Below are 23,446 nucleotides of genomic sequence, written 5' to 3' on the forward strand. Positions count from 1 at the left end.
CAACTGTTCGGGCGGTTCAGGGAGAATCCGGCGTGGGGACCCAAGCTACTTCTCGGTCGCAAGACCTGGATCCACACGGTCGCCCACGCCGGGCTCTCGGCACCCAAGGTGCCAGATTGGCAAGAGATAAGATCCACGCCATGCGTGGACGCGCGGGATACGGGTTGCCGGCCAGCGGCCGGCACTACCAAAGGCAGTAGATCCACGCCATGCGTGGATGCGCGGCATACGGGCTGCCGGCCAGCGGCCGGCACTACCTGCCAACGGCTACCTCAACCCTTGTAGCCGTTGCTGATCGGGTAGCGACGCTCACGACCGAAAGCACGGCGCGACACCTTCGGGCCTGGCGCGGCCTGGTGCCGCTTCCACTCGCTGATGCGCACCAGGCGCAGCACGCGGTCGACCACGGCCGCGTCATAACCGGCGGCAACGATCTCCGTGCGCGACTGCTCCTGGTCGATGTAGCGGTACAGGATGCCGTCCAGCACGTCATAGGCCGGCAGCGAGTCCTGGTCCAGCTGGTTCTCGCGCAGTTCGGCCGACGGCGGGCGGCTGATCACCGCCGGCGGGATCACCGGCGCGCCGCCCACGGTGTTGCGCCACTTGGACAGCCCGAACACCTCGGTCTTGTACAGGTCCTTCAGCGGCGCATAGCCACCGCACATGTCGCCGTAGATGGTGGCGTAACCCACCGCGTACTCGCTCTTGTTGCCGGTGGTCAGCAGCAGGCCACCGAACTTGTTGGCCAGCGCCATCAGGATCACGCCACGGCTGCGCGACTGCAGGTTCTCTTCGGTCACGTCCGGCGCAGTGCCTTCGAACATCGGCGCCAGCGATTCCATCAGGCCCTTGAACGCCGGCTCGATCGAGACCGCTTCCAGCTTCACGCCCAGTGCCTGGCACTGCTCGGCGGCGAGATCGTTGGACATGCCGGCGGTGTAGCGCGACGGCAGGCGCACAGCGGTGACGTTCTCGGCCCCGAGCGCGTCGACCGCCAGCGCCAGTACCAGCGCCGAATCGATGCCACCGGACAGGCCCAGCCAGACCTTCTTGAAACCGTTCTTGCGGCAGTAATCCTGGATGCCACGGGTCACCGCGCGCCAGGCCAGCGCGTCCATGCTCTCGTCGCCGTCGTCCATCCACACGTGCGGCATGAAGCGGCGTGTTTGGCCGTCGTACTCCACCACCAGCCACTGGTCGACGAAGGCGGCGGCGGCGGGGTGCACCGTGCCGTCACCATCGGCCACCACCGAGGCGCCATCAAACACCAGCGCATCCTGGCCACCGACCACATTGAGATAGGCAATCGCTGCCCCGCTCTCGCGGGTGCGTGCGGCCAGCACCGCATCGCGCTGGGCGTGCTTGCCGCGCTCGTACGGCGAGGCATTGGGTACCACCACCAGCTGCGCGCCGGCGCGCACGGTGTCGGCCAGCGGCTCGGCGAACCACAGGTCCTCGCAGATCAGCAAACCCACCGGAATGCCGTTGACCTCGAAGACGCAGCTGCCGCCGTCCGGATCAACATCGAAGTAGCGGCGTTCGTCGAACACGGCGTAATTGGGCAGCTCACGCTTGCGGTAGGTCTGCTCGACCAGCCCGTCGCGCAGCACGCTGGCGGCGTTGTAGACCACCGCGCCAGCCGCCTGCGGCCAGCCGACCACCGCGGTGATGCCGCGGCAGGCTGCGGCAATGCGCATCATTGCCTGCTCGCACTCGTACAGGAAGCCCGGGCGCAGCAGCAGGTCTTCCGGCGGATAACCGCTCACCGCCAGCTCGGGGAACATCACCAGCTCGGCGCCGTACTCGTCGCGCGCCTGGCCGATCATCTCGATGATGCGCTCGGTGTTGCCGGCGACGTCGCCGACCGGGAAGTCGAACTGCGCCATCGCGATGCGGATCGAAGCCATGGGAATCCAGCCTGTGGTTGCAATGCTGCCATTGTAGCGCTGCGCCATGCGCGCGCCGGGCGCGCTCGCTGCGTGGACAGCCCCGGCTCAGTAGATCCACGCCATGCGTGGATGAGCTTGCCGGGATGGCCAGGGCGCCAGACGCAGAAAGGCCGCCCGGAGGCGGCCTTTCTGTTTCAGCAGCCGGCCAGCGGCCGGCCCTACAGCAACGTCTGCCGGAGGCAGTCGATCTTATTTCACCAGCTTGGCGATGGCAGCGCCCAGGTCGCCCGGCGAGCGGACGGTGACAACACCGGCAGCTTCCATGGCGGCGAACTTGCCTTCGGCAGTGCCCTTGCCGCCCGAGGCGATCGCACCGGCGTGGCCCATGCGCTTGCCGGCCGGAGCCGACGCACCGGCGATGAAACCGACGACCGGCTTCTTCACGTGGTTCTTGATGTACTCGGCACCGGCTTCCTCGGCGTCGCCGCCGATTTCACCAACCATGATGATGCCTTCGGTCTGCGGGTCTTCGTTGAACAGCTTCAGGCAGTCGACGAAGTTCAGGCCGTTGATCGGGTCACCGCCGATGCCGATGCAGGTGGACTGGCCCAGGCCGACTTCGGTGGTCTGCTTGACCGCTTCATAGGTCAGGGTGCCCGAACGCGACACGATGCCGATCTTGCCCGGCTGGTGGATGTGGCCCGGCATGATGCCGATCTTGCACTCACCCGGGGTGATGACGCCCGGGCAGTTCGGCCCGATCAGCACGGTGTCCGGATGCGAACGGGTCAGCACGTTCTTGACGCGCAGCATGTCCAGCACCGGGATGCCTTCGGTGATGCAGACGATGACCTTGATGCCGGCAGCAGCGGCTTCCAGGATCGCGTCAGCCGCGTACGGCGGCGGCACGTAGATGACCGAGGCGTTGGCGCCGGTGCTCTGCACGGCGTCGGCAACGGTGTTGAAGACCGGCAGGTCGATATGGGTGGTGCCACCCTTGCCCGGGGTCACGCCGCCGACAACCTGGGTGCCGTACTCGATCATCTGAGTGGCGTGGAAGGTGCCCTGCTGGCCGGTGAAGCCCTGCACGATCACCTTGGTGTTCTTGTTGATCAAAACAGACATTGGAATTCCTTGGTGTCGGTATCAGGCGGCGTTCTTGACAGCTTCAACGATCTTCTTGGCGCCATCGTTGATGTTGTCAGCCGGGATGATGGCCATGCCGCTGTCACGCAGCAGCTGCTTGCCTTCTTCCACGTTGGTGCCTTCCAGGCGCACCACGACCGGAACCTTGACGCCCACTTCCTTCACGGCGGCGATGATGCCTTCGGCAATCATGTCGCAGCGGACGATGCCGCCGAAGATGTTGACGAAAATGCCTTCGACCTTGTCCGAGGACAGGATCAGCTTGAAGGCTTCGATGACGCGCTGCTTGTTGGCACCGCCGCCCACGTCCAGGAAGTTCGCCGGCTCGCCGCCGTTGAGCTTGATGACGTCCATGGTGGCCATGGCCAGGCCGGCGCCGTTCACCATGCAGCCGATGTTGCCGTCCATGGTGACGTAGTTGATGTCCAGTTCCGAAGCGATCACTTCGGTCGGATCTTCCTGGGTCTTGTCGCGCATGGCGACCAGGGCCTTCTGGCGGAACGCGGCGTTGTCGTCGCTGTCGAACTTGCCGTCCAGCGCGTACAGGTTGCCGTCGTCCAGGATGGCCAGCGGGTTGATTTCAACCAGGGCCAGGTCCTTTTCGTTGAACAGGCGGTACAGGTTCACCATGATGCTGGCGAACTGGCCGGCCTGCTTGGCGGTCAGGCCCAGCTTGAAGCCGAAATCACGGCCGTGGTAACCCTGCACGCCTTCGACGAAGTCGACGTTCAGCGAGTGGATCAGCTCCGGGGTTTCAGCAGCGACCTGCTCGATCTCCACGCCGCCTTCCGAAGAGGCGATGTAGGTGATGGTCTTGGTGCCACGGTCGACCAGCACCGACAGGTACAGTTCCTTGACGATCTCGCCGGCGGTGGTCACCAGCACCAGGTTGACCGGCAGTTCAACGCCTGCGGTCTGGTAGGTGGCCATCTTGGTGCCGAGCATCTTGGCCGCAGCGGCCTTCACGTCGTCGGTGGTCTTGCAGAACTTGACGCCGCCAGCCTTGCCGCGGCCGCCAGCGTGGATCTGCGCCTTGACCATCCAGGGGCCCTGGCCCAGGGAGTTGGCAGCGGCAACCGCTTCGTCCGGGGTCGCAGCGACCTTGCCGGCCGGGACCGGGATGCCGTACTCGGCAAGCAGTTGTTTTGACTGGTATTCGTGGAAATTCATGCGTCACCGTGGGAATAGGAACGACCGCACGCAATTCCTCAGGGCCCCGGCGGGGCGCCGGCATGGACCGCGGCGGGCCCACTATTGTGGCCGAGCCGGCGCCGGGGCGCAAAGAAGTCTGTACAAAACGCCGGACGCAGGCAGATTTCCACCGTCATTCAGGCAGTTGCGCCCGGGCCGTGGCTGGCCACCGGTGTCCGCATCGGGCCAAATGCGCGATCCGGGCCACTTCGGCGGCGCCCGGCCGGGGGCCCTATACTGCCCGTCGCAAACGCGACGTGCCGGGCCGGCTTCAGGGGACGCCGGCCAGGCCCGCCGCAGAATCCAGACCCAGGCAGCCAGAAGGGGAGTTCCGGCGTGTCACCCAGTGCTTCATTGATTGACCGCATCGAATCGATTCCGCGGCGTGAACTGTATTTCTTCGCGCTGTACCGGGTGCTGATCGCTACGGTCATTGCCGCCCTGCTCTACAGCCCGTTGTCGGCCATGGTCGGCGAAGCCCACCACCCGCGGCTGGCCGATGTCGTTGCGGTCATCTACCTGGCCCTGTCGCTGCTGGCCCTGGTGGTCGGCCGCAACGAACGCTGGCTGCGCCCGATCGTGGTCAGTGGCGTGCTGGTGGATATCGTGGCCGCCACCCTGCTGTCGCACGCCCTGCCCGGCGCCAGTGCCGGTATCTCGATGTCGCTGCTGTTCAACATCGCCGCCGCCGCCACTCTGCTGCCGCTCAGCCTGGGGCTGGGCCTGGCGCTGGCCGCCAGCCTGGCCACCGGCGTCGAGTACACCTGGAAGCTGCTGGAAGGCGGCGACCCCACCCGCACCCTCGCTGAACTGGCGATGTTCGCTACCAGCTACCTGGCACTGGCCTTCATCAGCTACCAGGTGGGCAACCGCGCCCGCCGCAACCAGCAGCTGGCCAACCAGCGCGGCGATGAAGTCGCCAATCTGTTCCAGATCAACGAACTGATCATCCGCCGCATGCGCACCGGCGTGCTGGTGGTGGACGCCGACAACCGCATCACCCTGGCCAACGAAGCCGCCTCGATGCTGCTGGGCGACAACGACGGCAACGGCGAAAGCGGGCGCCTGGACCTGGCCAGTGCCGCACCGGAACTGGCGCGCCGGCTGCAGCGCTGGCGCAATGGCTGGGCACAGGACGAACTGCCGCTGCAGCTCAACCCCGACCAGCCGGAAGTGCAGCCGCGCTTTGCCCGCCTGCTGGCCGGCAGCGACCTTGCGCTGGTGTTCCTGGACGATTCCAGCGTGGTCTCGCGCCGCGCCGAATCGCTCACTCTGTCGGCGATGGGCCGCTTCTCGGCCAGCCTGGCGCACGAGATCCGCAATCCGCTGGCGGCGATCAACTATGCCGTGCAGCTGCTCGAGGAAGGCACCGGCTTCAACGAAAGCGACCGCCGCCTGCTGCAGATCATCCGCCAGCAGTGCCAGCGCACCAACGGCATCGTCGAGAGCGTGCTGGGGTTGGCACGGCGCGAACGCGCAACGCCCGAGAACGTGGACCTGGTCGCCTTCGTGCGCCGCTTCGTGCTGGAGTACAAGCAGGGCCAGACCCTGGAGACCGACAGCATCGAACCGATCATCAGCGACACATCGGTGATGGCCCAGGTCGACGCCAAGCATCTCTACCAGGTGCTGACCGTGCTGGTGCACAACGCACTGAAGTACGGCCGCATCGGCCAGCAGCCTGCACGGGTGCGGCTGCGCGTGGCCCAGCACGAACGCAGCGCGGTGATCGACGTGATGGACCGTGGCCCGGGTATCCCGGAGAGCGTGGCTGCGCAGCTGTTCCGGCCCTTCTTCACCACGTCCGAGCATGGCACGGGACTGGGCCTGTACATCGCGCGCGAGCTGTGCAGGGCCAACCAGGCCCGCCTGGACTACATCGCGGTGCCGGCCGGTGGCTCCTGCTTCCGCCTGGTGCTGCCCGGTCCACATACGCTGCTACCGAGCTGATCCCCATTCTGTGCGTCAAACATTTGTCGCTTCCAGCCCCCTCGTTTATCTTTCACGCCCATGAATGAAACCCGCAGCGCCCTCGTCGTCGACGACGAACGCGACATCCGCGAACTGCTGGTGCTGACCCTCGGCCGCATGGGGCTGCGCATCAGTACCGCCGCCAACCTGGCCGAGGCACGTGAGCTGCTGGCCAGCAATCCGTACGACCTGTGCATCACCGACATGCGCCTGCCCGATGGCAACGGCATCGAGCTGGTCAGCGAGATCGCCCAGCACTACCCGCGCACGCCGGTGGCGATGATCACCGCATTCGGCAGCATGGATCTCGCTGTGGAGGCACTGAAGGCCGGTGCGTTCGATTTCGTCAGCAAGCCGGTGGACATCTCGGTGCTGCGCGGACTGGTCAAGCACGCGCTGGAACTCAACAACGCCGAGCGCCCGGTACCGGGCCCCAACGCCGAACAGGGCGGTCGCCTGCTGGGCCACTCGCAGGCCATGGATGTGCTGCGCACCACCATCGGCAAGGTCGCGCGCAGCCAGGCGCCGGTCTACATCCTCGGCGAGTCGGGCGTCGGCAAGGAGCTGGTTGCACGCACCATCCATGCCCAGGGCGCGCGCGCGGCCGGCCCGTTCGTGCCGGTCAACTGCGGCGCCATTCCCGGCGAGCTGATGGAGAGCGAATTCTTCGGCCACCGCAAGGGCAGTTTCAGCGGCGCACACGCTGACAAGCCTGGCCTGTTCCAGGCTGCGCACGGCGGCACCCTGTTCCTGGACGAAGTGGCTGAACTGCCACTGCAGATGCAGGTGAAGCTGCTGCGCGCGATCCAGGAAAAGTCGGTGCGCGCGGTGGGCGCGGCCAACGAGGAGCCGGTGGATGTCCGCATCCTCTCGGCCACCCACAAGGATCTGGCCGAGCTGGTCGAGGACGGGCGCTTCCGCCACGACCTGTACTACCGCATCAACGTGATCGAACTGAAGGTGCCGCCGCTGCGCGAGCGCCGCCAGGACCTGCCCGAACTGGCCGCCGCCGTGCTGGCCCGCCTGGCCCGCAGCCACGGCCGTGCCACCCCGCTGCTGGCGCCCTCGGCGCTGGAAGCGCTGGCGCAGTACCCGTTCCCGGGCAATGTGCGCGAGCTGGAGAACATCCTGGAACGTGCGCTGGCCCTGGCCGAGGAAGACTGCATCGGCGCCGATGACCTGCGCCTGCCGCAGCACGCGCCGCGTACGCCGGGCAGTGCCGCGCCCGCCGAAGCGGTTGCCGACCTGCAGCCGGGCAGCGCCGCACTGCCCTCCTACATCGAGCAGCTCGAGCGCAGCGCCATCCAGCGTGCGCTGGAAGAGAACCGCTGGAACAAGACCCGCACCGCCGCGCAGCTGGGCATCACCTTCCGTGCGCTGCGCTACAAGCTGAAGAAGCTGGGGATGGAGTAGAGCCGAGCCCATGCTCGGCTGCGCGGTGGACGGAACCGCGCCATCCACGCATGGCGTGGATCTGCCGTAGAGCCGAGCACGGGCTCGGCTCTACGGAAAACCGCGTTGCATCAATCCTTGGTGACGCGGTTGATCTCGGCCAGGCTGGTGATGCCCGCCGCCGCCTTCTTCAAGGCCGACTGGCGCAGGTCATTCACGCCGATCTGCTGCGCCGCCTCGGCAATCTGCAGCGCATTGCCACCGGCCAGCACGATGGTGGCGATCTCATCGGTCATCGGCATGACCTGGTAGACGCCGGTCCGGCCCTTGTAGCCCTCGGTGCATTCATCGCAGCCCACGGCCTCGTACAGCTCGATGCCCGCATCCAGCTGCGCCTGGGTGAAGCCTTCGGCCAGCAGTGCATGTTCGGGCAGGCTGGACCGGCGCTTGCAGTTGCCGCACAGGCGGCGCGCCAGGCGCTGGGCGATCACCAGCGTCACCGAGCTGGTGATGTTGTACGGCGCGATACCCATGTTCATCAGGCGCGCGATGGTCTGCGGCGCATCGTTGGTGTGCAGCGTGGACAGCACCATGTGGCCGGTCTGCGCGGCCTTGATCGCGATCTCCGCCGTTTCCAGGTCGCGGATTTCGCCGACCATGATGATGTCCGGGTCCTGTCGCAGGAACGAGCGCAGCGCCGCGGCGAAGGTCATGCCGCGCTTGTTGTTCTGCTGTACCTGGTTGACGCCGGGCAGGCGGATTTCCACCGGGTCTTCGGCGGTGGAGATGTTGCGCGTCTCGTCATTGAGGATGCCCAGCGCGGTATACAGCGACACCGTCTTGCCCGAACCGGTCGGGCCGGTCACCAGCACCATGCCGTACGGCTTGTGGATGGCATCCAGGAACAGCTTCTGCTGGTCCGGCTCGTAACCCAGCTTGTCGATGCCCAGCTTGGCCGCGCTGCCATCGAGGATACGCAGCACCACCTTCTCGCCGAACAGGGTCGGCAGCGTGCTGACGCGGAAGTCGATCTGCTTGGTCTTGGACAGGTTGAGCTTGATGCGGCCGTCCTGCGGGACGCGCTTCTCGGCGATATCCAGCTGTGCCATCACCTTCAGGCGCGCGGCGATGCGCTGGTTCAACTTCACCGGTGCGCGCGCGACCATCTTCAGCAGGCCGTCGATGCGCAGGCGCACGCGGTAATCGTCTTCGTAGGGCTCGAAGTGGATGTCCGAGGCGCCCTTGCGGATCGCATCGACCAGCACCTTGTTGACGAACTTCACCACCGGGGTGTCGTCACCCTTGGCATCGATGCCGGACTCGCCGCCGGTGGCGCCGAGATCCTCGTCGCCGGCCGCCACGTCCAGGTTGCCCATGCCATCGTCATCACCACCCAGGGCATCGCCGAGGGTGTCATGGCTGGCGTGCCACTGTTCCAGCGTGCGCCGGATCTGGTCCTCGTCGACCAGGATCGGCTCGACCACCAGGTTGGTGTGGAACTTGATCTCGTCCAGCGAGTGGGTCGGATTGCTGGTGCCGACGAACAGCTTGCCACCGCGCTTGAAGAGCGGCAGCACGTTGTGCTTGCGCAGCAGCTCCTCGCTGACCAGGCTCATCGCGTTCTGGCTGGCGTCGAAGGTGGACACGTCGAACAGCGGCATGCCGAACTCGACCGCATTGGCGGCGGCCAGCTGCGAGGCATTGACCAGCTTGTTCTGCGCGAACCACGTCGGCAGTGGCTGGCGCGCGGCGGCGGCCTTGGCCATGGCGTCGCGGGCGGTGGCCTCGTCCAGGGCCCCGTCCTGCACCAGGCGACGGGCCAGGCCGGTGATGCCGACAAGATTGGCGGTGGTGACAGCGTTCATATGAATCCTTGGCTCATGGGGTCATGCCATGCCGTGCGTCTTGCACGGACACCGCACGGGGCAGCAGAACCCGCCGCGACCCAATGGCCACCGGCATCGCCAATCCATGAGCAACACTGCCTTGCCCGGCACTCCCGGCCCGGCAGGCACGATCCTGACTCCCCCGGGGATGATAGCCCCGTCAAGGGGCAGCCAGCATCCCATCGGAGCGCTGAAGTGTGATCAGCAGCCGGTCGGGCGATAGCGCGCCTCGAACGCGCTGCCATCGCAGCTCCAGATGCCCTCGGCGGAGCGGCGCAGGATCAGGTCCTTGCCGTCCAGCACGCTGTGCCCCTTTACGGTGCAGCTGATGTGGCCGACACCGGATTCGCTGAGTTCGGCTTCGACGCTGGAGCAGTGGGCGTTCTGGGCGCCGCCGATAAGTTGTGGCGTAACCTCACTGACAGGACGCCCCTGATAGACAACGATCTCCACCAGCGTCTTGCCAGGGCTGATGTCGGCCAGCGCGGCCGTCAACTGGGTGCGAACGATGTAAGGCTGAAATGCCACCATCGCGATCGCGGCAAGTATGGCAATGATGGCCACCACGATCATCAGCTCGATGAGCGTGAAGCCCTTCTGTGTGTTCATGACTCCCCCTGTTTGATCCAGCAATCCCCATTGCTGCGTCATGACTGGACCTCGTGCTCCAGTCAGCACAAGGCCCGCCGAAGCGGGCCCTGTGTTCATCGTACGAAAGACCCAGGACAAATAGCCCACATGCCTCTCGTCAATGGTATGGATCAGCTGCAGCCCTTCGGCTTGAACTTTTCCTTGACGTCGGTGGTGACGCAAGTAAAGCCACCTGCAGTAGCGGTTGCGCCCGAGCCAGAGGCTTCTGCGTAGTTCAGCGCAATGCTGGACGCATCACCGATACGGCCCGGCTCGCGGATCGTGCAGGTCATACCAGTCGCGGCAACAGCGATCTTCGAGCATGCGCCAGTGTTGTCGGCCTGGAAGCCAGAGTTGGCCACGGTCGGGGTGCCACCGTCGCTGACGACCATCTCGAACTGGGTCTTGTGCGAGGCCAGATCGGCCAGCGCAGCGGTGACCTTCGACTTCGAGGTGTAGTCCTGGTAGGCCGGCAGCGCGATGGCGGCCAGGATGGCGATGATCGCGACGACGATCATCAGTTCGATAAGGGTGAAGCCCTTCTGGTTCTTCATTGGTACATCCCCAAGATAGTGGTGGTTGAGTTCAGTGCACGGGATCGGACCGGACAGCGCCGGTTGAGCGGGCCCCATGCCCTGCGGGTGGATCAACGCAGGTTGCGTGCCAACCCCGGCACGCCTCCCCCTGGATTTCCCCGCGCCCATGATGGCAGCAATTTCGCGGATGGGAACCCCCCGCTTCCGAATCTGCGATGGACGCGGCAATGTGACGCAGTACGTCACCTTTGGTCGGCACCCGGCACGAAATCGCACGCCAGGCCGCCTGCCAACTGCCCATCCGCCCTTGAACCCGCTACCATCAATGGCTAGTTACCCGCCTGGGGATGGCGGGTCTTGGGGAGCCAACATGTCTGTCAGTCGCAGTGCGATCAAGAAAGAGCCGGTGGCGCGCGCCACCATGGAGCTGCAGCCGTTTGTCTGGGAGGGGACCGACAAGCGGGGCGTGAAGATGAAGGGCGAGCAGCTGGCCAAGAACGCCAACCTGCTGCGCGCCGAGCTACGCCGCCAGGGCATCAACCCGGGCCAGGTCAAGCCCAAGCCGAAGCCGCTGTTCGGCGCCTCCGGCAGCCCGGTCAAGCCGAAGGACATCGCCTTCTTCAGCCGGCAGATGGCCACGATGATGAAATCCGGCGTGCCGATCGTGTCGGCGCTGGACATCATCGCCAGCGGGCACAAGAACCCGCGGATGAAGAAGCTGGTGGACACCATCCGCACCGACATCGAGGGCGGCTCCTCGATGTACGAGGCGGTCAGCAAGCACCCGGTGCAGTTCGACGAGCTGTACCGCAACCTGGTGCGGGCCGGCGAAGGCGCCGGCGTGCTGGAAACCGTGCTGGACACGGTGGCCACCTACAAGGAAAACATCGAAGCGCTGAAGGGCAAGATCAAGAAGGCGCTGTTCTACCCGATCATGGTGGTGGTGGTGGCGATGCTGGTCAGCGGCATCATGCTGGTGTTCGTGGTGCCGCAGTTCGAGGACGTGTTCAAGAGCTTCGGCGCCGAGCTGCCCGCCTTCACCCAGATGGTGGTGAATCTCTCGCGGTTCATGGTGTCGTGGTGGTGGCTGATATTCCTGATCGTGGTGGGCTCCGCTGTCGGTGCCATCATGGCCTACAAGCGCTCGCCGAAGATGCAGCACGCGATGGACCGGTTCGTGCTGAAGGTGCCGGTGATCGGGCAGATCATGCACAACAGTGCCATCGCCCGCTTCTCGCGCACCACCGCGGTCACCTTCAAGGCCGGCGTGCCGCTGGTGGAGGCGCTGGGCATCGTGGCCGGCGCCACCGGCAACACCGTGTACGAAGAGGCGGTGCTGCGCATGCGCGACGACGTCTCGGTGGGTTACCCGGTGAACATGTCGATGAAGCAGACCAACCTGTTCCCGCACATGGTCATCCAGATGACCGGCATCGGCGAAGAGGCCGGTGCGCTGGACGCCATGCTGTTCAAGGTGGCCGAGTACTATGAGCAGGAGGTCAACAATTCGGTGGATGCCCTGAGCAGCCTGCTGGAACCGATGATCATGGTGTTCATTGGTACCATTGTGGGCGGCATGGTGATTGCCATGTACCTTCCCATCTTCAAACTCGGCGCCGTCGTCGGATAACACATACATGGCTTTTCTCGACCAGCATCCTGGCCTCGGCTACCCCGCCGCGGCCGCCTTCGGACTGCTGCTGGGCAGTTTCCTGAACGTCGTCATCCTGCGCCTGCCCAAGCGGCTGGAGTGGCAGTGGAAGCGCGATGCGCGCGAGGTCCTGGAGGAGCCGGACTTCTATGAGCCGCCCCCACCGGGGATCGTGGTCGAGCCGTCGCACTGCCCGCACTGCAAGCACAAGCTGAGCTGGTACGAGAACATCCCGCTGTTCAGCTGGATCATCCAGGGCGGCAAGTGCCGCCACTGCAAGGCGCCGATCTCGCTGCAGTACCCGCTGGTGGAGGCGCTGACCTCACTGCTGGTGGTGGCCTGCGTCTGGCAGTTCGGCTTCGGCTGGCAGGGTTTCGGCGCCATCGTGCTGACCTGCTTCCTGATCGCGCTGTCCGGCATCGACCTGCGCACCCAGCTGCTGCCCGACCAGCTCACCCTGCCGCTGATGTGGCTGGGGCTGATAGGCAGCATCGACAACCTGTACATGCCGGCCAAGCCCGCCCTGGTGGGCGCGGCGGTGGGCTATCTGTCGCTGTGGACGGTCTGGTGGCTGTTCAAGCAGCTGACCGGCAAGGAGGGCATGGGCCACGGCGACTTCAAACTGCTGGCAGCCCTGGGCGCCTGGTGTGGCCTGAAGGGCATCCTGCCGATCATCCTGCTGTCGTCGGTGCTGGGCGCCATCATCGGCTCGATCTGGCTGTACAGCCGGGGCCGTGACCGCGCCACGCCGATTCCGTTCGGCCCTTACCTGGCCATTGCCGGCTGGCTGTACTTCATGTGGGGTGCACCGCTGGTGGAGCAGTACATGGTGATGAGCGGACTGCGCTGAGGGGAGTCCCCATGAGCCGCTACGTGGTTGGCCTGACCGGCGGCATCGCCGCCGGCAAGAGTGAGGTGACCCGGCGCTTCGAGGCGCTGGGCATCGTGGTGGCCGACGCCGACCTGGCCGCCCGGGCCGTGGTCGCCGCCGGCAGCCCGGCCCTGGCCCGTATCGCCGAGCGCTTCGGCGCCGGCATGCTGCTGGCCGATGGCGCCCTGGACCGGGGCCGCCTGCGCGCCCACGTCTTCGCCGATCCGGCCGAGCGGACGGCGCTGGAAGCCATCACCCACCCGGCCATCCGCCTGCTGATGCAACAGCAGTGCGAGCAGGCTGAAAGCCCCTATGCGATTGCGGCCATTCCGCTGCTGACCGAGGTGGGCGGGCGGAAGGCCTACCCCTGGTTGGACCGGGTATTGCTGGTGGATGCACCGGAAGCCGTGCAGCATGCCCGGCTGATGCAGCGCGACGGCATTGATGCTGCGCTGGCCGACCGGATGATTGCTGCGCAGGCCAGCCGTGCGCAGCGCTTGGCACTGGCCGATGACGTGGTGGTCAATGATGGGCAGCCGGAGGACCTGCAGGTGCAGGTGGAACAGCTGCATGCGCAGTATCTGGGCTTGGCCGGGGCTTGAGGCCTGGTTGCCGGCCAGCGGCCGGCACTACCAAAGCGCGTCCATGCGTGACGTGGATCTACTCCAGCTGCTGGCGGGCGTAGCGGGCCAGTTCGCGGGCGCCCAACAGCAGGCCGTCGACCACATCGGGATTGAGCTGCTGGCGGGCGCCACCCTGCTCCCGCGCGATTTCGGCAGCGTGCAGCAGCTGGATCAGGGTATTCAGGCCGGCAAGCGTGCGGCTGAGACCAGCCATCGTGGCGGCCTGCGCCGGGCTGGCACCCTGCACATCCAGCCGCTGGCCGTCGGCGGCGTCGCGGCCATCCATGCGCGCCAGCAGGGCGGGCAGCAGGTCCCTGGGGTCATCCAGCAGAACTTCGACCCGCTCGGCGACGTCGGCAGGCAGCAGGTGGGCGGCATCGCCGATCAGGGCGTGCAACTGGGGGAACAGCGGGCGGGTGGACATGGTGAAGCTCCTCGCAGACGGCAGGCCACCTGCAGATGCAAGGTGGCGGACGGTGCGGGTTGGCGTACCGGAGACCCAACAACTCAAAAGCGAAGGAAAAAGACTCCAGCGGATTCTGGCGAATCCCCACGCACCGTCCGCCAAAACGAGGGCAGACGATGCATTTTCCATGATGAGCTAGAGCACATCCGGAGCTTTTGATTTGTTGGTTTTTTTCAGGACGCCAATCCCGGCCAAGGCACCTGCCCCGGCCAGGTCATCAGGCCATCGCCGCGCACGGCAATCTGTAAGGAAATTCCCAAGTGCGGCGCGGGCTTGCGAATGCGTGCATTGGAACACGCGCAGGACGCGGCAGCGATCACGGTGGTGTCGTGTCGGGCCTGTGATGCAATGTCCGCGTGCAGGGGATTCAGTGTCACAAGCGACACAGGGCGTGATGCAAGGTCGGCAGGGTCCGTGCCGACCAAGGTCGGCACCCACCCAAGCAGGGCTGCTTACAACGGCTTCGGCGAGAACGTCAGGGTGGCGATCACGCCACGCTCGCCACCGGGGCGCACGCTCACCTGCCAGCCGTACAGGTCGCACAGACGGCTGACGATCGACAGGCCGATGCCGCCGCCCTGCGAATGACCGGCGTGCGTGCCGCGGTAGCCACGCTGGAACAGCTTGGCCGCGTCTTCCTCGCTCAGGCCCGGGCCGCTGTCGGTCACCGACACCGAATTGGCGCCCACGAAGACGCGTACTTCGCCATCCTGTGAGTACTTCACCGCGTTGCCGATCAGGTTGCCCAGCGCCACCGACAGCGCCGCCTCGGGTGCATCGATCACCAGGTTGCGCTCGCCTTCCAGCAGCAGCTCCAGCGGCTTGCCACCCAGCTGCGCGCGGTGCGCATCCAGCAGCTGCTCGGCCACGCGGGCCACGTTGCTGGTGCCCTGCCCGCGCTCGTTGCGCGACAGCAGCAGCAGTGCGCCGATCAGGTCGCTGCACTGCTGCTCGGCACGCTGGATACGCTGCAGGCGCTGCAGCACCTTCTCGTCCAGGCCGGGCCGGGTCAGCAGCAGCTCGGTGGCACCGCGGATCACTGCCAGCGGCGTGCGCAGTTCATGGCTGACGTCTGCATTGAACTCGCGATCGCGCTGCACCACTTCGGTCAGCCGCGAGGAATAGTCGTCCAGCGCCTGTGCCAGCTGCCCCACCTCGTCATCGGGAAAGCGCGGCGCCAAGGGCTCGGGCTCACTGGTACCGCCGCGGTACGCACGCAGCCGCGCGGCCAGGTCCGACACCGGCTTCATCACCTTCGACGCCGACCACCAGCCCAGCACCAGCGACAGCACGCTGAACACCAGCACCGACAACACCAGCGCGCGGTTGAGCTGCTTGCCGCCGCGCACGCTGTCGGTCATGTCATAGGCGAGGAAGAACCAGGCGTCGTCGGCCTTGCGTACCGCCAGCTTGTAGGCATACGGCTGCCCCTGCTCGTCGGTGCCACTGAGGTTGTAATTGCCGTTCTGCAGGTCGGCCCACTGCGGCCACGACTCGCGGGCCTTGTCGAACTTGTCAGCCGAGTAGGCGTACGCCCGGATCTGCTGCACGGGCACTGCCGGATTGCGCCCCGGATGCTCGTAGAAGCGCCGCGCATACTCTTCGATGTTGTGGTTGATCACGTCTTCCACCAACTGGTTTTCCACCCGCATGCGGGCCCAGTTGGTGGCAAACGCGAACAGTGTCGTCAGGCAGAAGCCCAACAACACGAACGAGACGATGATGCGGCTGCGCAGGCGCCGCCGGTATGGCGTGCGCCGACGCTCCCCCTTGGCTGCCACGGAATCAGGCTTCCGGGGTGGCGATGCGGTATCCGATGCCATGGCGGGTCTGGATCAGCGGCACTTCAAACGGCTTGTCGACCACCGCACGCAGGCCATGGATATGCACGCGCAGCGAATCCGAGTCGGGCAGTTCCTCGCCCCACACGCGGGTTTCCAACTCCTGGCGGGTCACCACCGCCGGTGCCGCTTCCATCAGCGCCTGCAGGATCTTCAGCGCGGTCGGGTTGAGCTGCAGCAGCTTGCCCTGGCGGCGCACTTCCAGCGTATCCAGGTTGTATTCCAGGTCGCCGGTTTCCAGCACGCGGGTCTGCACGCCCTTGCCGCGGCGCGACAGGGCGTTCAGACGCACTTCCACTTCCTGCAGCGCGAACGGCTTGATCAGGTAGTCATCGGCACCGGAATCGAAGCCGGCCAGCTTGTTGTCCAGCGAATCGCGGGCCGTCAGCATCAACACCGGGGTCTGCTTGCGCGCTTCATTGCGCAGTTTGCGGCAGACTTCGATGCCGTCCATGCCTGGCAGGTTGAGATCCAGCACGATCGCGTCGAACTCGTGCACCACGGCCAGATGCAGGCCGGTGACCCCGTCAGCCGCGAAGTCCACCGTATGCCCCCGGTCCTCCAGATAGTCGCCCAGGTTGGCCGCAATGTCGCTGTTGTCTTCGATTACCAGGATTCTCACTGTCACCTCTAATTGACTGTACTGCCGGCGCGCATGACCTGCCTCATGTCCTGCTGTGCCCGTTCCTTCTGCCGAGCGCGCTCGGCAACGGTCATGCACTGCGTCGTGGTCCGGTTGGAACCGATGGGCTTTTCACGTTGGCATATTAGACGACTATCTTCACGCGCCTGTGTCAAAACCGTGTTCACGACCTGCTGATCGTTGAAGACCTGGGTTTGCACCGGTTCAGGCATGGAATCGCGTGCCGGGTACTGCTCCACCGCTGCGCGCATGCGTGCCAGGGCGTCGTTGACGCGGGTGCGCTCGTCCTGCTTGAGTTCCGAATAGGTTTCGCCGTCCTTGAGCTCCACCTCGATACGCGCGATCTGCTGCTGCAGCGGCTGGCCGGGCACGAACACGTCCTTGCCCCTGGATGCCGATGCGGTACTGACCAGGGCGAGTCCTGACAACAGGACGGCCGACATCAAAGCCTGTTTCATGGCAAACAAATCCTTGTCTGTGGCGAATCCCGACTCTATTCGCACCCCCTTCACGCCAGCAAGTGCCAATGGTCGGGGCAGCGGAAGCCCTACCGCGAGCTGGCAGGGTTGAAGTTGTTGAAGGTGCGCTGGTCGTTCAACAGCGCCTTGCCCTTTTCCTCGATCCGGCGGCGCTCGGCCACCGTCAGGCAGCGGCTTTTGGGCATGTTGCTGCCGGTACTGCGCGTGTGCTGGCAGATCTGCCGGCTGTCCTCGTGGGCGCGGGTGAGCAGGGTATTGATCCGCTCCTGGTCGTTGAAGACCTCCCCCTGCACCTGCGGCGGCAGTTCCTGCACGCTCTGGTGGCCGCCCATCCGCGCGGTGATCCGGGCCAGCGCTTCGCGCACGGTGCTGCGGTCATCAGCGGAAATCTCGCTGTAATCGCCATCATCCAGGGCCTTTTCGACCTGGCGCACCTGCTCGGCCACCGGCGACTGCCGGTCCATCTGCACAACGGCTTTCTCCGGCTTGGCCGCAGCAGATCCGGCCAGGCCCAGCAACAACGCGATCATCGTGATGCGGTACATCGCCAGCCTCCGATCCATCCAGGAACGATGGGGGCCACTCTACGGCCGTCACGCCACCTCCACAAGGGACAGCGGGCAGGCATAAAAAAGACCCAGGCGGTGCCCCCGCCTGGGTCTGAAGTTGTATCCCGATACCGATCCTGCTGAGAGGCAGAGCTGCGGTTCGCTGAAGCCTACGCGCGGGCCGATTAAAGGCTTGTTAAAGCCGGCCTCATCCGCCCGTGAGAATCTCAAGCCGCTGAATACTCAGGGTTTTTTAAGCTTCTCGACGTGCTCGATGATGCGCGTGGCCACGTCCACCCCGCAGGCGGCCTCGATCCCTTCCAGCCCCGGCGTTGAATTGACCTCCAGCACCAGCGGGCCGCGCGCGGAGCGGATCAGGTCCACCCCGCACACCGACAGTCCCAGCGCCTTGGCCGACCGCACCGCCACCTGCTGCTCGGCACGGCTGGCCTTGGCCGCCACCGCCGTACCCCCGGCATGCAGGTTGGAGCGGAAGTCACCTTCCGGCGCCTGCCGCTGCATCGAGGCAACCACCTGGTCACCGACCACGAAGCAGCGCAGGTCGGCGCCCTTGGCCTCGCCGATGAATTCCTGCATCAGGAAATTGGCGTACAACCCGCGCAGGGCCTCGACAATGCCGCGCGAGGCGCTGGCCTTCTCGGTCAGGATCACGCCGCGCCCCTGGGTACCCTCGTTGAGCTTCACCACATGCGGCGGTGGGCCCAGCATGGACAACAGGTCGACGGTGTCGTCGGGGTTGTCGCCGAACACAGTGACCGGCATGTCGATGCCCTTGGCCGCCAGCAGCTGGTGTGCGCGCAGCTTGTCGCGCGAACGCAGGATCGCGTCGGACGGATTCGGGGTGCGTGCACCCATCAGTTCGAACTGGCGCAGCACGGCCGTGCCATAGCGGGTGATCGAGGCACCGATGCGCGGGATGACCATGTCCACGCCGGTCATCGGCCGGCCCTTGTAATGCATCGAAAAGCCATCGGCGGCAATGCGCATGTAGCAGCGCAGCGGATCGAGGATGCGCACGGTGTGGCCGCGCGCGCGCGCCGCCTCGACCAGCCGGCGGGTGGAATACAGGGAACTGTTGCGGGACAGGATGGCGAGCTTCATCGCGGCAGGATCGGGCGGCAGGCGCGCAGCATAGCGCGGGCGTGTGGCGGGCGGATGATGCCCTGCGGCGTGGCTTGCTCAGGCGCAGGCGGCACACTGCGGGGGCAGGCCAGACCGCAAGGAAACCCGATGTCGATCACCGTATTCCCGCGCTTCTCCGAAGTGGATGTACTCGGCCACGTCACCAACACCGCCCTGCCCGTCTGGTTCGAGGAAGGCCGCCAGGAGATCTTCCGGCATTTCAGCCGCGAGGCCAGCATGCGCGACCTGGCACTGATCCTGCGCCGCTACGAGATCGACTTCCTGCAGCAGATACAGGCGGGACACGAAGTGCGCATCGAGACCCGGATCGAGAGCATTGGCCGCTCCTCGCTGTCGATCGTGCAACAGGCGTTCCAGTTCGAGGCCCTGGTAGCCAGCGGGCGCTGCGTGATGGTTCATTTCGACTACACGGCCAACGCCTCGCGCGAGATCGATGCGGAGCAGCGCCAGGCGTTGTCGGGGCTGTTCACCGAGGAATATGCACAGTCGCTGCGGGAAACGAGCGCGCGCGCCGCCGAGGCCTGATCAGCGCGAGGGAAGGCGCAGCCTGAAGCGCCCATCACGGGCGCGCAGCGCCAACCCGGTTTCACGCCATTCCACAGGCAGCTCCAAGGCTGTGTGGCGCGTGGGGTTTCGATGGACGGCATCGGACTCCCAGCGTTCCTCATAGGCTTCGCACTGGAGTGTGCCGTCATCGTCAGCATCGATCACATTGATCCAGGCCATGCTGCGGGCCTTGCCGAAGCCCCCCATCGCATGACGGGCAAAGGCTTGCCAACGACCCTGCCAGCAGACAAGCCACACGCCCTCGATGGGTCGCAGGTTCTCATCAAGCACACTGCCGGCCACCACCAGGCAGCGTCCCGACGGGCTCGCGATCACCGTCTCCAGATCACAGGCGTGGCGACCACTGGAGGCGTCGTCAAGGTAAAGGGCATACGGGCAGATGCACGCGAACAGCGCCGGATGCGCGGTCACGCGCAGATCCTCGGGAAGCAGCGGGACCGCGCGCAGCACCCGGGCATCAGGCAGGACGTGCCTCAGCTCCCGCGGCACTCCGGCGGCCAGCGCCGGATGTCCCTGCTCCAGCCATAGGCCCCGGCAGGGATGCAGCTGGGTCATGCCGCCGGGCTGGCTGCGCAGCCACGCCTCCGCACCGGCGTCCCCATCGGACTGCTGGCGCTCGCTCAGCTGCTGCCGGAACAGGCCGGGAGCAGCCGCAAGCACCTGCACCGTCTTTTGGCGCTCGTCGTAGACGATCACTGCTTCGCATCGATCAACATACCCGCTGGCCAGGCGCAGCGCGCCTCCCGGCAGGTCCTGCCATTCACCACTGGCATCACGACTGCCTCCAGTGGATACGCCTTCGACGATGGCGCCATCGCGCAGCATCTGCGTGCTGTACGCCGGTCCGCCCATGCCCAGCTCGCCCCAATCCAACAGCACATCATGTGCGGGCGGCCGTTCGGCAAAGGGCTTCATCGATCGCGAGCGCAGGCGTGAACCGCCCACCGCATCGCCGACCAGATCGATGCGCTGCAGCGCGCCCCCCAGCGCAAGGCACACGGCAAGGCCGACAATCACTCCCAGAGGCGACCACCAGGCCACACAGACGGCGAACAGGGCCAGGAACGGCAACCACTGGGTGTAGCGCCGCAGGGCGGTTCGATCAAGGGACATGCGGATGAGAGAGGCGCCCCAGCGAACCGTCCACGCCTTCAATGCCGATCCGATCGATTGCGGCCGATGCCGGTTCAAGCATCCTGCGCTCCTGGAACTGCGCCAAATCGATTCTCTTCCTCGCTCCCGGGAAGCAGCATGACCGGAAAGAGGACGAACACCCCCAAGGGAATGAACGCGATCACGGTGTACCAGCCTGACTCGTCGATATCGTGCAATCTCCGCACGGTCAGGGCCAGCATCGGAGGCAGGAAGACGATGACAGCGCAGACGGTCATGACCCATCCCAGCTTCCACAGGATCTCTGACGTTTCCCAATCGAACGACAGGTAGCCGACCAGCCAGTAACCGCGATCCATCACGCTGTAGCTCACCGCTATGACGAACCCGGCAAGCAGCGAATACGACCAGAACTCCCGCCGGTCGGATCGCCCGGAAAAATCAAAGCATCGCCTGATGGGCACAAGTGCAGCGATCATTCACGCTCCGGGCAACGGATGATGGGCGTCAACAGCTAACGATCTTTTAGCATTCCCAAGCCAAGCATCAACTGAACCCTGCAGCCTGACCAAGCCCGGAAGGCCACAGCGCTGGGGCAGGGGAATTCCTGTCCTGCAGGCTATGCGCAAGGATGCATTCGGACTCGACCGATCCGGCCAAGGGATGTTTGCGAAGCGACGTCCAGCCCTGGCATTCACCGGGCATCTCGACCGGGATCCATGCGCGGAAAAGCGGGGTTCGGATATCGCGGAGCGTCTGCCTGATACAGACCGCTGGAGACATGGAGCGGGCGATGGGAATCGAACCCACGTCAGTAGCTTGGGAAGCTACAGCTCTACCATTGAGCTACGCCCGCGTTGCGGTGGGAAGTCTATGCGCTGGGCCCCGTGTTGCGCAATGGTGCCCATCGCATCAGGCCGGGGGTCAAAGCCCTCTCGCTGCCGAGAGGGCCGACCCCGCCTGGTCTCTGCTTAGAAGCTGCCGCTGAAGTTGGCGAACAGCGTTGCGTCCTGGGCGCGCTTCTGCCCGGCCGAAGCGCTCAGGCCGAAGTTGCTCTGCAGCCCGAACAGTTCGGTGCGGGCGCCCAGCACGACGGTCGCGTAGTCCTTGTCGAACTTCAGGCCCGGCACACGGTAGCTGCCCAGTTCCGGCAAGGTCTGCAGCCACGCGCTGCCCTGCTTGGTGTCTTCGAACTCATGGTCGTAGGTCAGCTGCGCGTACGGCTTGAGGGTGCCGCCATCGAAGCGGGCCTGCCAACCGATGCGACCAACGGTCGAATCAACGTTCTGGCGGTCGTAGCCCAGCGCGGTGGCCAGGGTGCCGGCCGCAGCGCTTTCGGTGTAACCATCGATCTTCACCTTCTGCCAGATCACCGAAGCGATCGGGCCGTGGCGGAAGCCGCCTTCGGTGCCGAACTCGTAACCGGCGTTCAGGGCGGCGGTCAGGTTGCTGCCGTCCGGCGAACCACCGTGCTCGCGGGTGGCCGGGCCGAGCTGGACCTTGCGGTTCACGTCATACGACAGCCAGGTGTAGCTGACTTGGCCGTTCACCCAGATGCGATCGCCGTACCAGCCGGCGAACAGACCGGCGGTGGTGTCCTTCTGGGTGAAATCGCCACGGCTGTTGCCGAAGTCGGCGTTGAGGCGGCCGAAGCCGGCGAAGCCGCCGACCACCATGCCGTCGCGCGCCCAGTCGATGCCGAACAGGCCGGCCGGCGCCAGGCCGTCGTACAGATCCGCGTGGTCGTAGCGCTGCAGGTCACCGCGGACGCCGCCCCACCAGGACAGGCCGTCGGCCGGACGACCGCCCAGGTGCATGCTGACCTGATCGGCACGCGAACGACCGATGGTCTGTGCCGAGTGGCTCAGCACCTGCTGCAGGCGCGGGGCTTCCAGCACCGAGACCGCGTACTGGCCCAGCAGCTGGTGGCCCGCCGTGGTCGGATGCACGCCATCGGCGAACAGATAGGTGTTGGCCGCATCCGGGCTGACGTAGCTGGTCGGGTTGCAGCCAATGATGCTTGCAGTGGCGTTGTTCGGATCGATCTTGCAGGCGGTGCTGGTGACGTTGGTGAAGCCGTACATCGCCGGGCTGGCGGTTACTTCACGCAGGATGCTGAAGGTATCAAGCGGGATGAACTCGATGCCGGCCTGCTTCAGGCCACCGTACAGGGCCTTGTTGTAGCCGGCCGACAGTGCGGTGGCGGCGGCGGCATTGGGACCACGGAACTGCGGAGTGATGCCCACGTCCGGCAGGTTCGGAACCAGCACGTACTGGGCGCCGGCCTGCTTCAGTGCCCCCACCAGTGCGATCTGGTCCGTGACCGCTGCGCCGATGATGCCCTGCACCTGGGCCTGGGACGCGCCGCCTGCCGCCGCACGGGTGGCCGCGAACAGATCATTGGCGCCTCCCCAGACGGTGTACAGCGCGTTACCGTCAGCCTTGCCGCCGTTGGCGGCAAGGTAACGGGCGGCCTGCGACTTCAGCGACGGAATGGCACCCAGGCCACCCGCTTCGTCGACCGATACGCGGGCGCCACCGACAGCATAGTTGTCACCCTTCTGGCCGTTGCCGTTGGCACCGCCGTTGAGGCCGTAGTAATTGGCGACCTGCTGCGACCACACCCAGCCCGGGTTGGTGGTGAACTGACCGGTGACCGGCTGCACGCCCGGATCAAGCAGCGGGCGGAAATAGCCGGCATCGGTCAGGCTGTCGCCGAAGAACACGGCCTTGGAATACGGGGATTCGCCTGCCATGGCCGGAAGCGCGGCCAGCGCGATCGCGGCCGCCATCAGGGTGCGGATCGGGCGTTTGCTGAGCAGCATGAAAAAACTCCTGT

General features: G+C 65.8%; 21 protein-coding genes and 1 tRNA gene. 6 read left to right on the forward strand and 16 right to left on the reverse strand.

Going from position 1 to position 23,446, the window contains the following annotated elements; genetic code table 11:
* Positions 1–272: 272 nt before the first annotated feature.
* From AC5P8Y_RS18675 to sucC, 3 genes are all read right to left on the reverse strand, one after another.
* Positions 273–1,907, reverse strand: a complete 1,635-nt coding sequence (locus tag AC5P8Y_RS18675; protein WP_049397002.1) for an NAD+ synthase — start codon at positions 1,905–1,907, stop codon at positions 273–275.
* 231 nt (positions 1,908–2,138) lie between these two features.
* A complete protein-coding gene (sucD, locus tag AC5P8Y_RS18680) occupies positions 2,139–3,014 on the reverse strand; it encodes a succinate--CoA ligase subunit alpha (RefSeq protein WP_005410793.1) in 876 nt (291 codons plus the stop codon).
* Between the two features lie 21 nt (positions 3,015–3,035).
* Positions 3,036–4,205 (reverse strand): ADP-forming succinate--CoA ligase subunit beta, encoded by a 1,170-nt coding sequence (gene sucC, locus AC5P8Y_RS18685; RefSeq protein ID WP_004154430.1) that lies wholly within the window; start codon positions 4,203–4,205, stop codon positions 3,036–3,038.
* A gap of 357 nt (positions 4,206–4,562) precedes the next feature.
* On the opposite strand from sucC, the gene AC5P8Y_RS18690 reads away from it, so the two are divergent.
* A complete protein-coding gene (locus AC5P8Y_RS18690; RefSeq protein WP_005414304.1) occupies positions 4,563–6,176 on the forward strand; it encodes a sensor histidine kinase in 1,614 nt (537 codons plus the stop codon).
* A 60-nt stretch (positions 6,177–6,236) separates the two neighbouring features.
* Complete coding sequence (locus tag AC5P8Y_RS18695) at positions 6,237–7,610, forward strand: sigma-54-dependent transcriptional regulator (protein ID WP_495202126.1); 1,374 nt, start codon at positions 6,237–6,239, stop codon at positions 7,608–7,610.
* A gap of 110 nt (positions 7,611–7,720) precedes the next feature.
* Here the strand turns inward: AC5P8Y_RS18695 and pilB are convergent, their stop codons facing one another.
* The 3 genes from pilB to AC5P8Y_RS18710 all read right to left on the reverse strand — a co-directional run bounded on the left by pilB (position 7,721) and on the right by AC5P8Y_RS18710 (position 10,659).
* Complete coding sequence (gene pilB, locus AC5P8Y_RS18700; RefSeq protein WP_049403029.1) at positions 7,721–9,454, reverse strand: type IV-A pilus assembly ATPase PilB; 1,734 nt, start codon at positions 9,452–9,454, stop codon at positions 7,721–7,723.
* 222 nt (positions 9,455–9,676) lie between these two features.
* On the reverse strand, positions 9,677–10,126 hold the full coding sequence (locus AC5P8Y_RS18705; protein ID WP_275043866.1) for a pilin: 450 nt from the start codon (positions 10,124–10,126) through the stop codon (positions 9,677–9,679).
* Between the two features lie 110 nt (positions 10,127–10,236).
* The gene (locus AC5P8Y_RS18710) at positions 10,237–10,659 is read right to left on the reverse strand and encodes a pilin (protein ID WP_049403031.1); all 423 of its coding nucleotides are present in this window, start codon (positions 10,657–10,659) and stop codon (positions 10,237–10,239) included.
* Between the two features lie 352 nt (positions 10,660–11,011).
* Between AC5P8Y_RS18710 and AC5P8Y_RS18715 the strand changes: the two genes are divergently transcribed.
* Genes AC5P8Y_RS18715 through coaE form a run of 3 tightly spaced genes read left to right on the forward strand, consistent with a single transcriptional unit; the run spans position 11,012 to position 13,765 of the window.
* Positions 11,012–12,271: a type II secretion system F family protein gene (locus AC5P8Y_RS18715; RefSeq protein WP_049403032.1), complete on the forward strand. Its 1,260-nt coding sequence runs from the start codon at positions 11,012–11,014 to the stop codon at positions 12,269–12,271.
* Positions 12,272–12,278: 7 nt separating this feature from the next.
* Positions 12,279–13,142, forward strand: coding sequence for a prepilin peptidase (locus AC5P8Y_RS18720; RefSeq protein WP_005410800.1), 864 nt, complete (start codon positions 12,279–12,281; stop codon positions 13,140–13,142).
* Positions 13,143–13,153: 11 nt separating this feature from the next.
* The gene (gene coaE, locus AC5P8Y_RS18725; protein ID WP_495202127.1) at positions 13,154–13,765 is read left to right on the forward strand and encodes a dephospho-CoA kinase; all 612 of its coding nucleotides are present in this window, start codon (positions 13,154–13,156) and stop codon (positions 13,763–13,765) included.
* Between the two features lie 58 nt (positions 13,766–13,823).
* Here the strand turns inward: coaE and AC5P8Y_RS18730 are convergent, their stop codons facing one another.
* The 6 genes from AC5P8Y_RS18730 to rimK form a co-directional block, all read right to left on the reverse strand.
* On the reverse strand, positions 13,824–14,210 hold the full coding sequence (locus AC5P8Y_RS18730) for a hypothetical protein (protein ID WP_005410802.1): 387 nt from the start codon (positions 14,208–14,210) through the stop codon (positions 13,824–13,826).
* A 494-nt stretch (positions 14,211–14,704) separates the two neighbouring features.
* Positions 14,705–16,033 (reverse strand): sensor histidine kinase, encoded by a 1,329-nt coding sequence (locus tag AC5P8Y_RS18735; protein WP_005410803.1) that lies wholly within the window; start codon positions 16,031–16,033, stop codon positions 14,705–14,707.
* A gap of 4 nt (positions 16,034–16,037) precedes the next feature.
* The gene (locus tag AC5P8Y_RS18740; RefSeq protein WP_005410804.1) at positions 16,038–16,715 is read right to left on the reverse strand and encodes a response regulator transcription factor; all 678 of its coding nucleotides are present in this window, start codon (positions 16,713–16,715) and stop codon (positions 16,038–16,040) included.
* A gap of 8 nt (positions 16,716–16,723) precedes the next feature.
* Positions 16,724–17,194 carry a hypothetical protein gene (locus tag AC5P8Y_RS18745; RefSeq protein ID WP_005410805.1) on the reverse strand — a complete coding sequence of 157 codons (471 nt, stop codon included), beginning with the start codon at positions 17,192–17,194 and terminating at the stop codon, positions 16,724–16,726.
* Positions 17,195–17,283: 89 nt separating this feature from the next.
* A complete protein-coding gene (locus AC5P8Y_RS18750; protein ID WP_033833115.1) occupies positions 17,284–17,760 on the reverse strand; it encodes a hypothetical protein in 477 nt (158 codons plus the stop codon).
* Positions 17,761–18,006: 246 nt separating this feature from the next.
* Positions 18,007–18,885: a 30S ribosomal protein S6--L-glutamate ligase gene (rimK, locus tag AC5P8Y_RS18755; RefSeq protein ID WP_005410807.1), complete on the reverse strand. Its 879-nt coding sequence runs from the start codon at positions 18,883–18,885 to the stop codon at positions 18,007–18,009.
* Between the two features lie 129 nt (positions 18,886–19,014).
* Between rimK and AC5P8Y_RS18760 the strand changes: the two genes are divergently transcribed.
* The gene (locus tag AC5P8Y_RS18760) at positions 19,015–19,452 is read left to right on the forward strand and encodes an acyl-CoA thioesterase (protein ID WP_005414313.1); all 438 of its coding nucleotides are present in this window, start codon (positions 19,015–19,017) and stop codon (positions 19,450–19,452) included.
* Here the strand turns inward: AC5P8Y_RS18760 and AC5P8Y_RS18765 are convergent, their stop codons facing one another.
* From AC5P8Y_RS18765 to AC5P8Y_RS18780, 4 genes are all read right to left on the reverse strand, one after another.
* The gene (locus AC5P8Y_RS18765; RefSeq protein ID WP_111188546.1) at positions 19,453–20,607 is read right to left on the reverse strand and encodes a hypothetical protein; all 1,155 of its coding nucleotides are present in this window, start codon (positions 20,605–20,607) and stop codon (positions 19,453–19,455) included. It lies immediately after the preceding gene.
* A 74-nt stretch (positions 20,608–20,681) separates the two neighbouring features.
* Positions 20,682–21,086, reverse strand: coding sequence for a DUF805 domain-containing protein (locus AC5P8Y_RS18770; RefSeq protein WP_033833118.1), 405 nt, complete (start codon positions 21,084–21,086; stop codon positions 20,682–20,684).
* A 303-nt stretch (positions 21,087–21,389) separates the two neighbouring features.
* Positions 21,390–21,463: transfer RNA gene (locus tag AC5P8Y_RS18775), tRNA-Gly, on the reverse strand.
* Positions 21,464–21,578: 115 nt separating this feature from the next.
* Positions 21,579–23,432, reverse strand: a complete 1,854-nt coding sequence (locus tag AC5P8Y_RS18780) for an autotransporter domain-containing esterase (RefSeq protein WP_049404364.1) — start codon at positions 23,430–23,432, stop codon at positions 21,579–21,581.
* Between the last annotated feature and the right edge of the window lie 14 nt (positions 23,433–23,446).

It is taken from the genome of Stenotrophomonas sp. YJH_SMC_12-1, assembly GCF_059370935.1.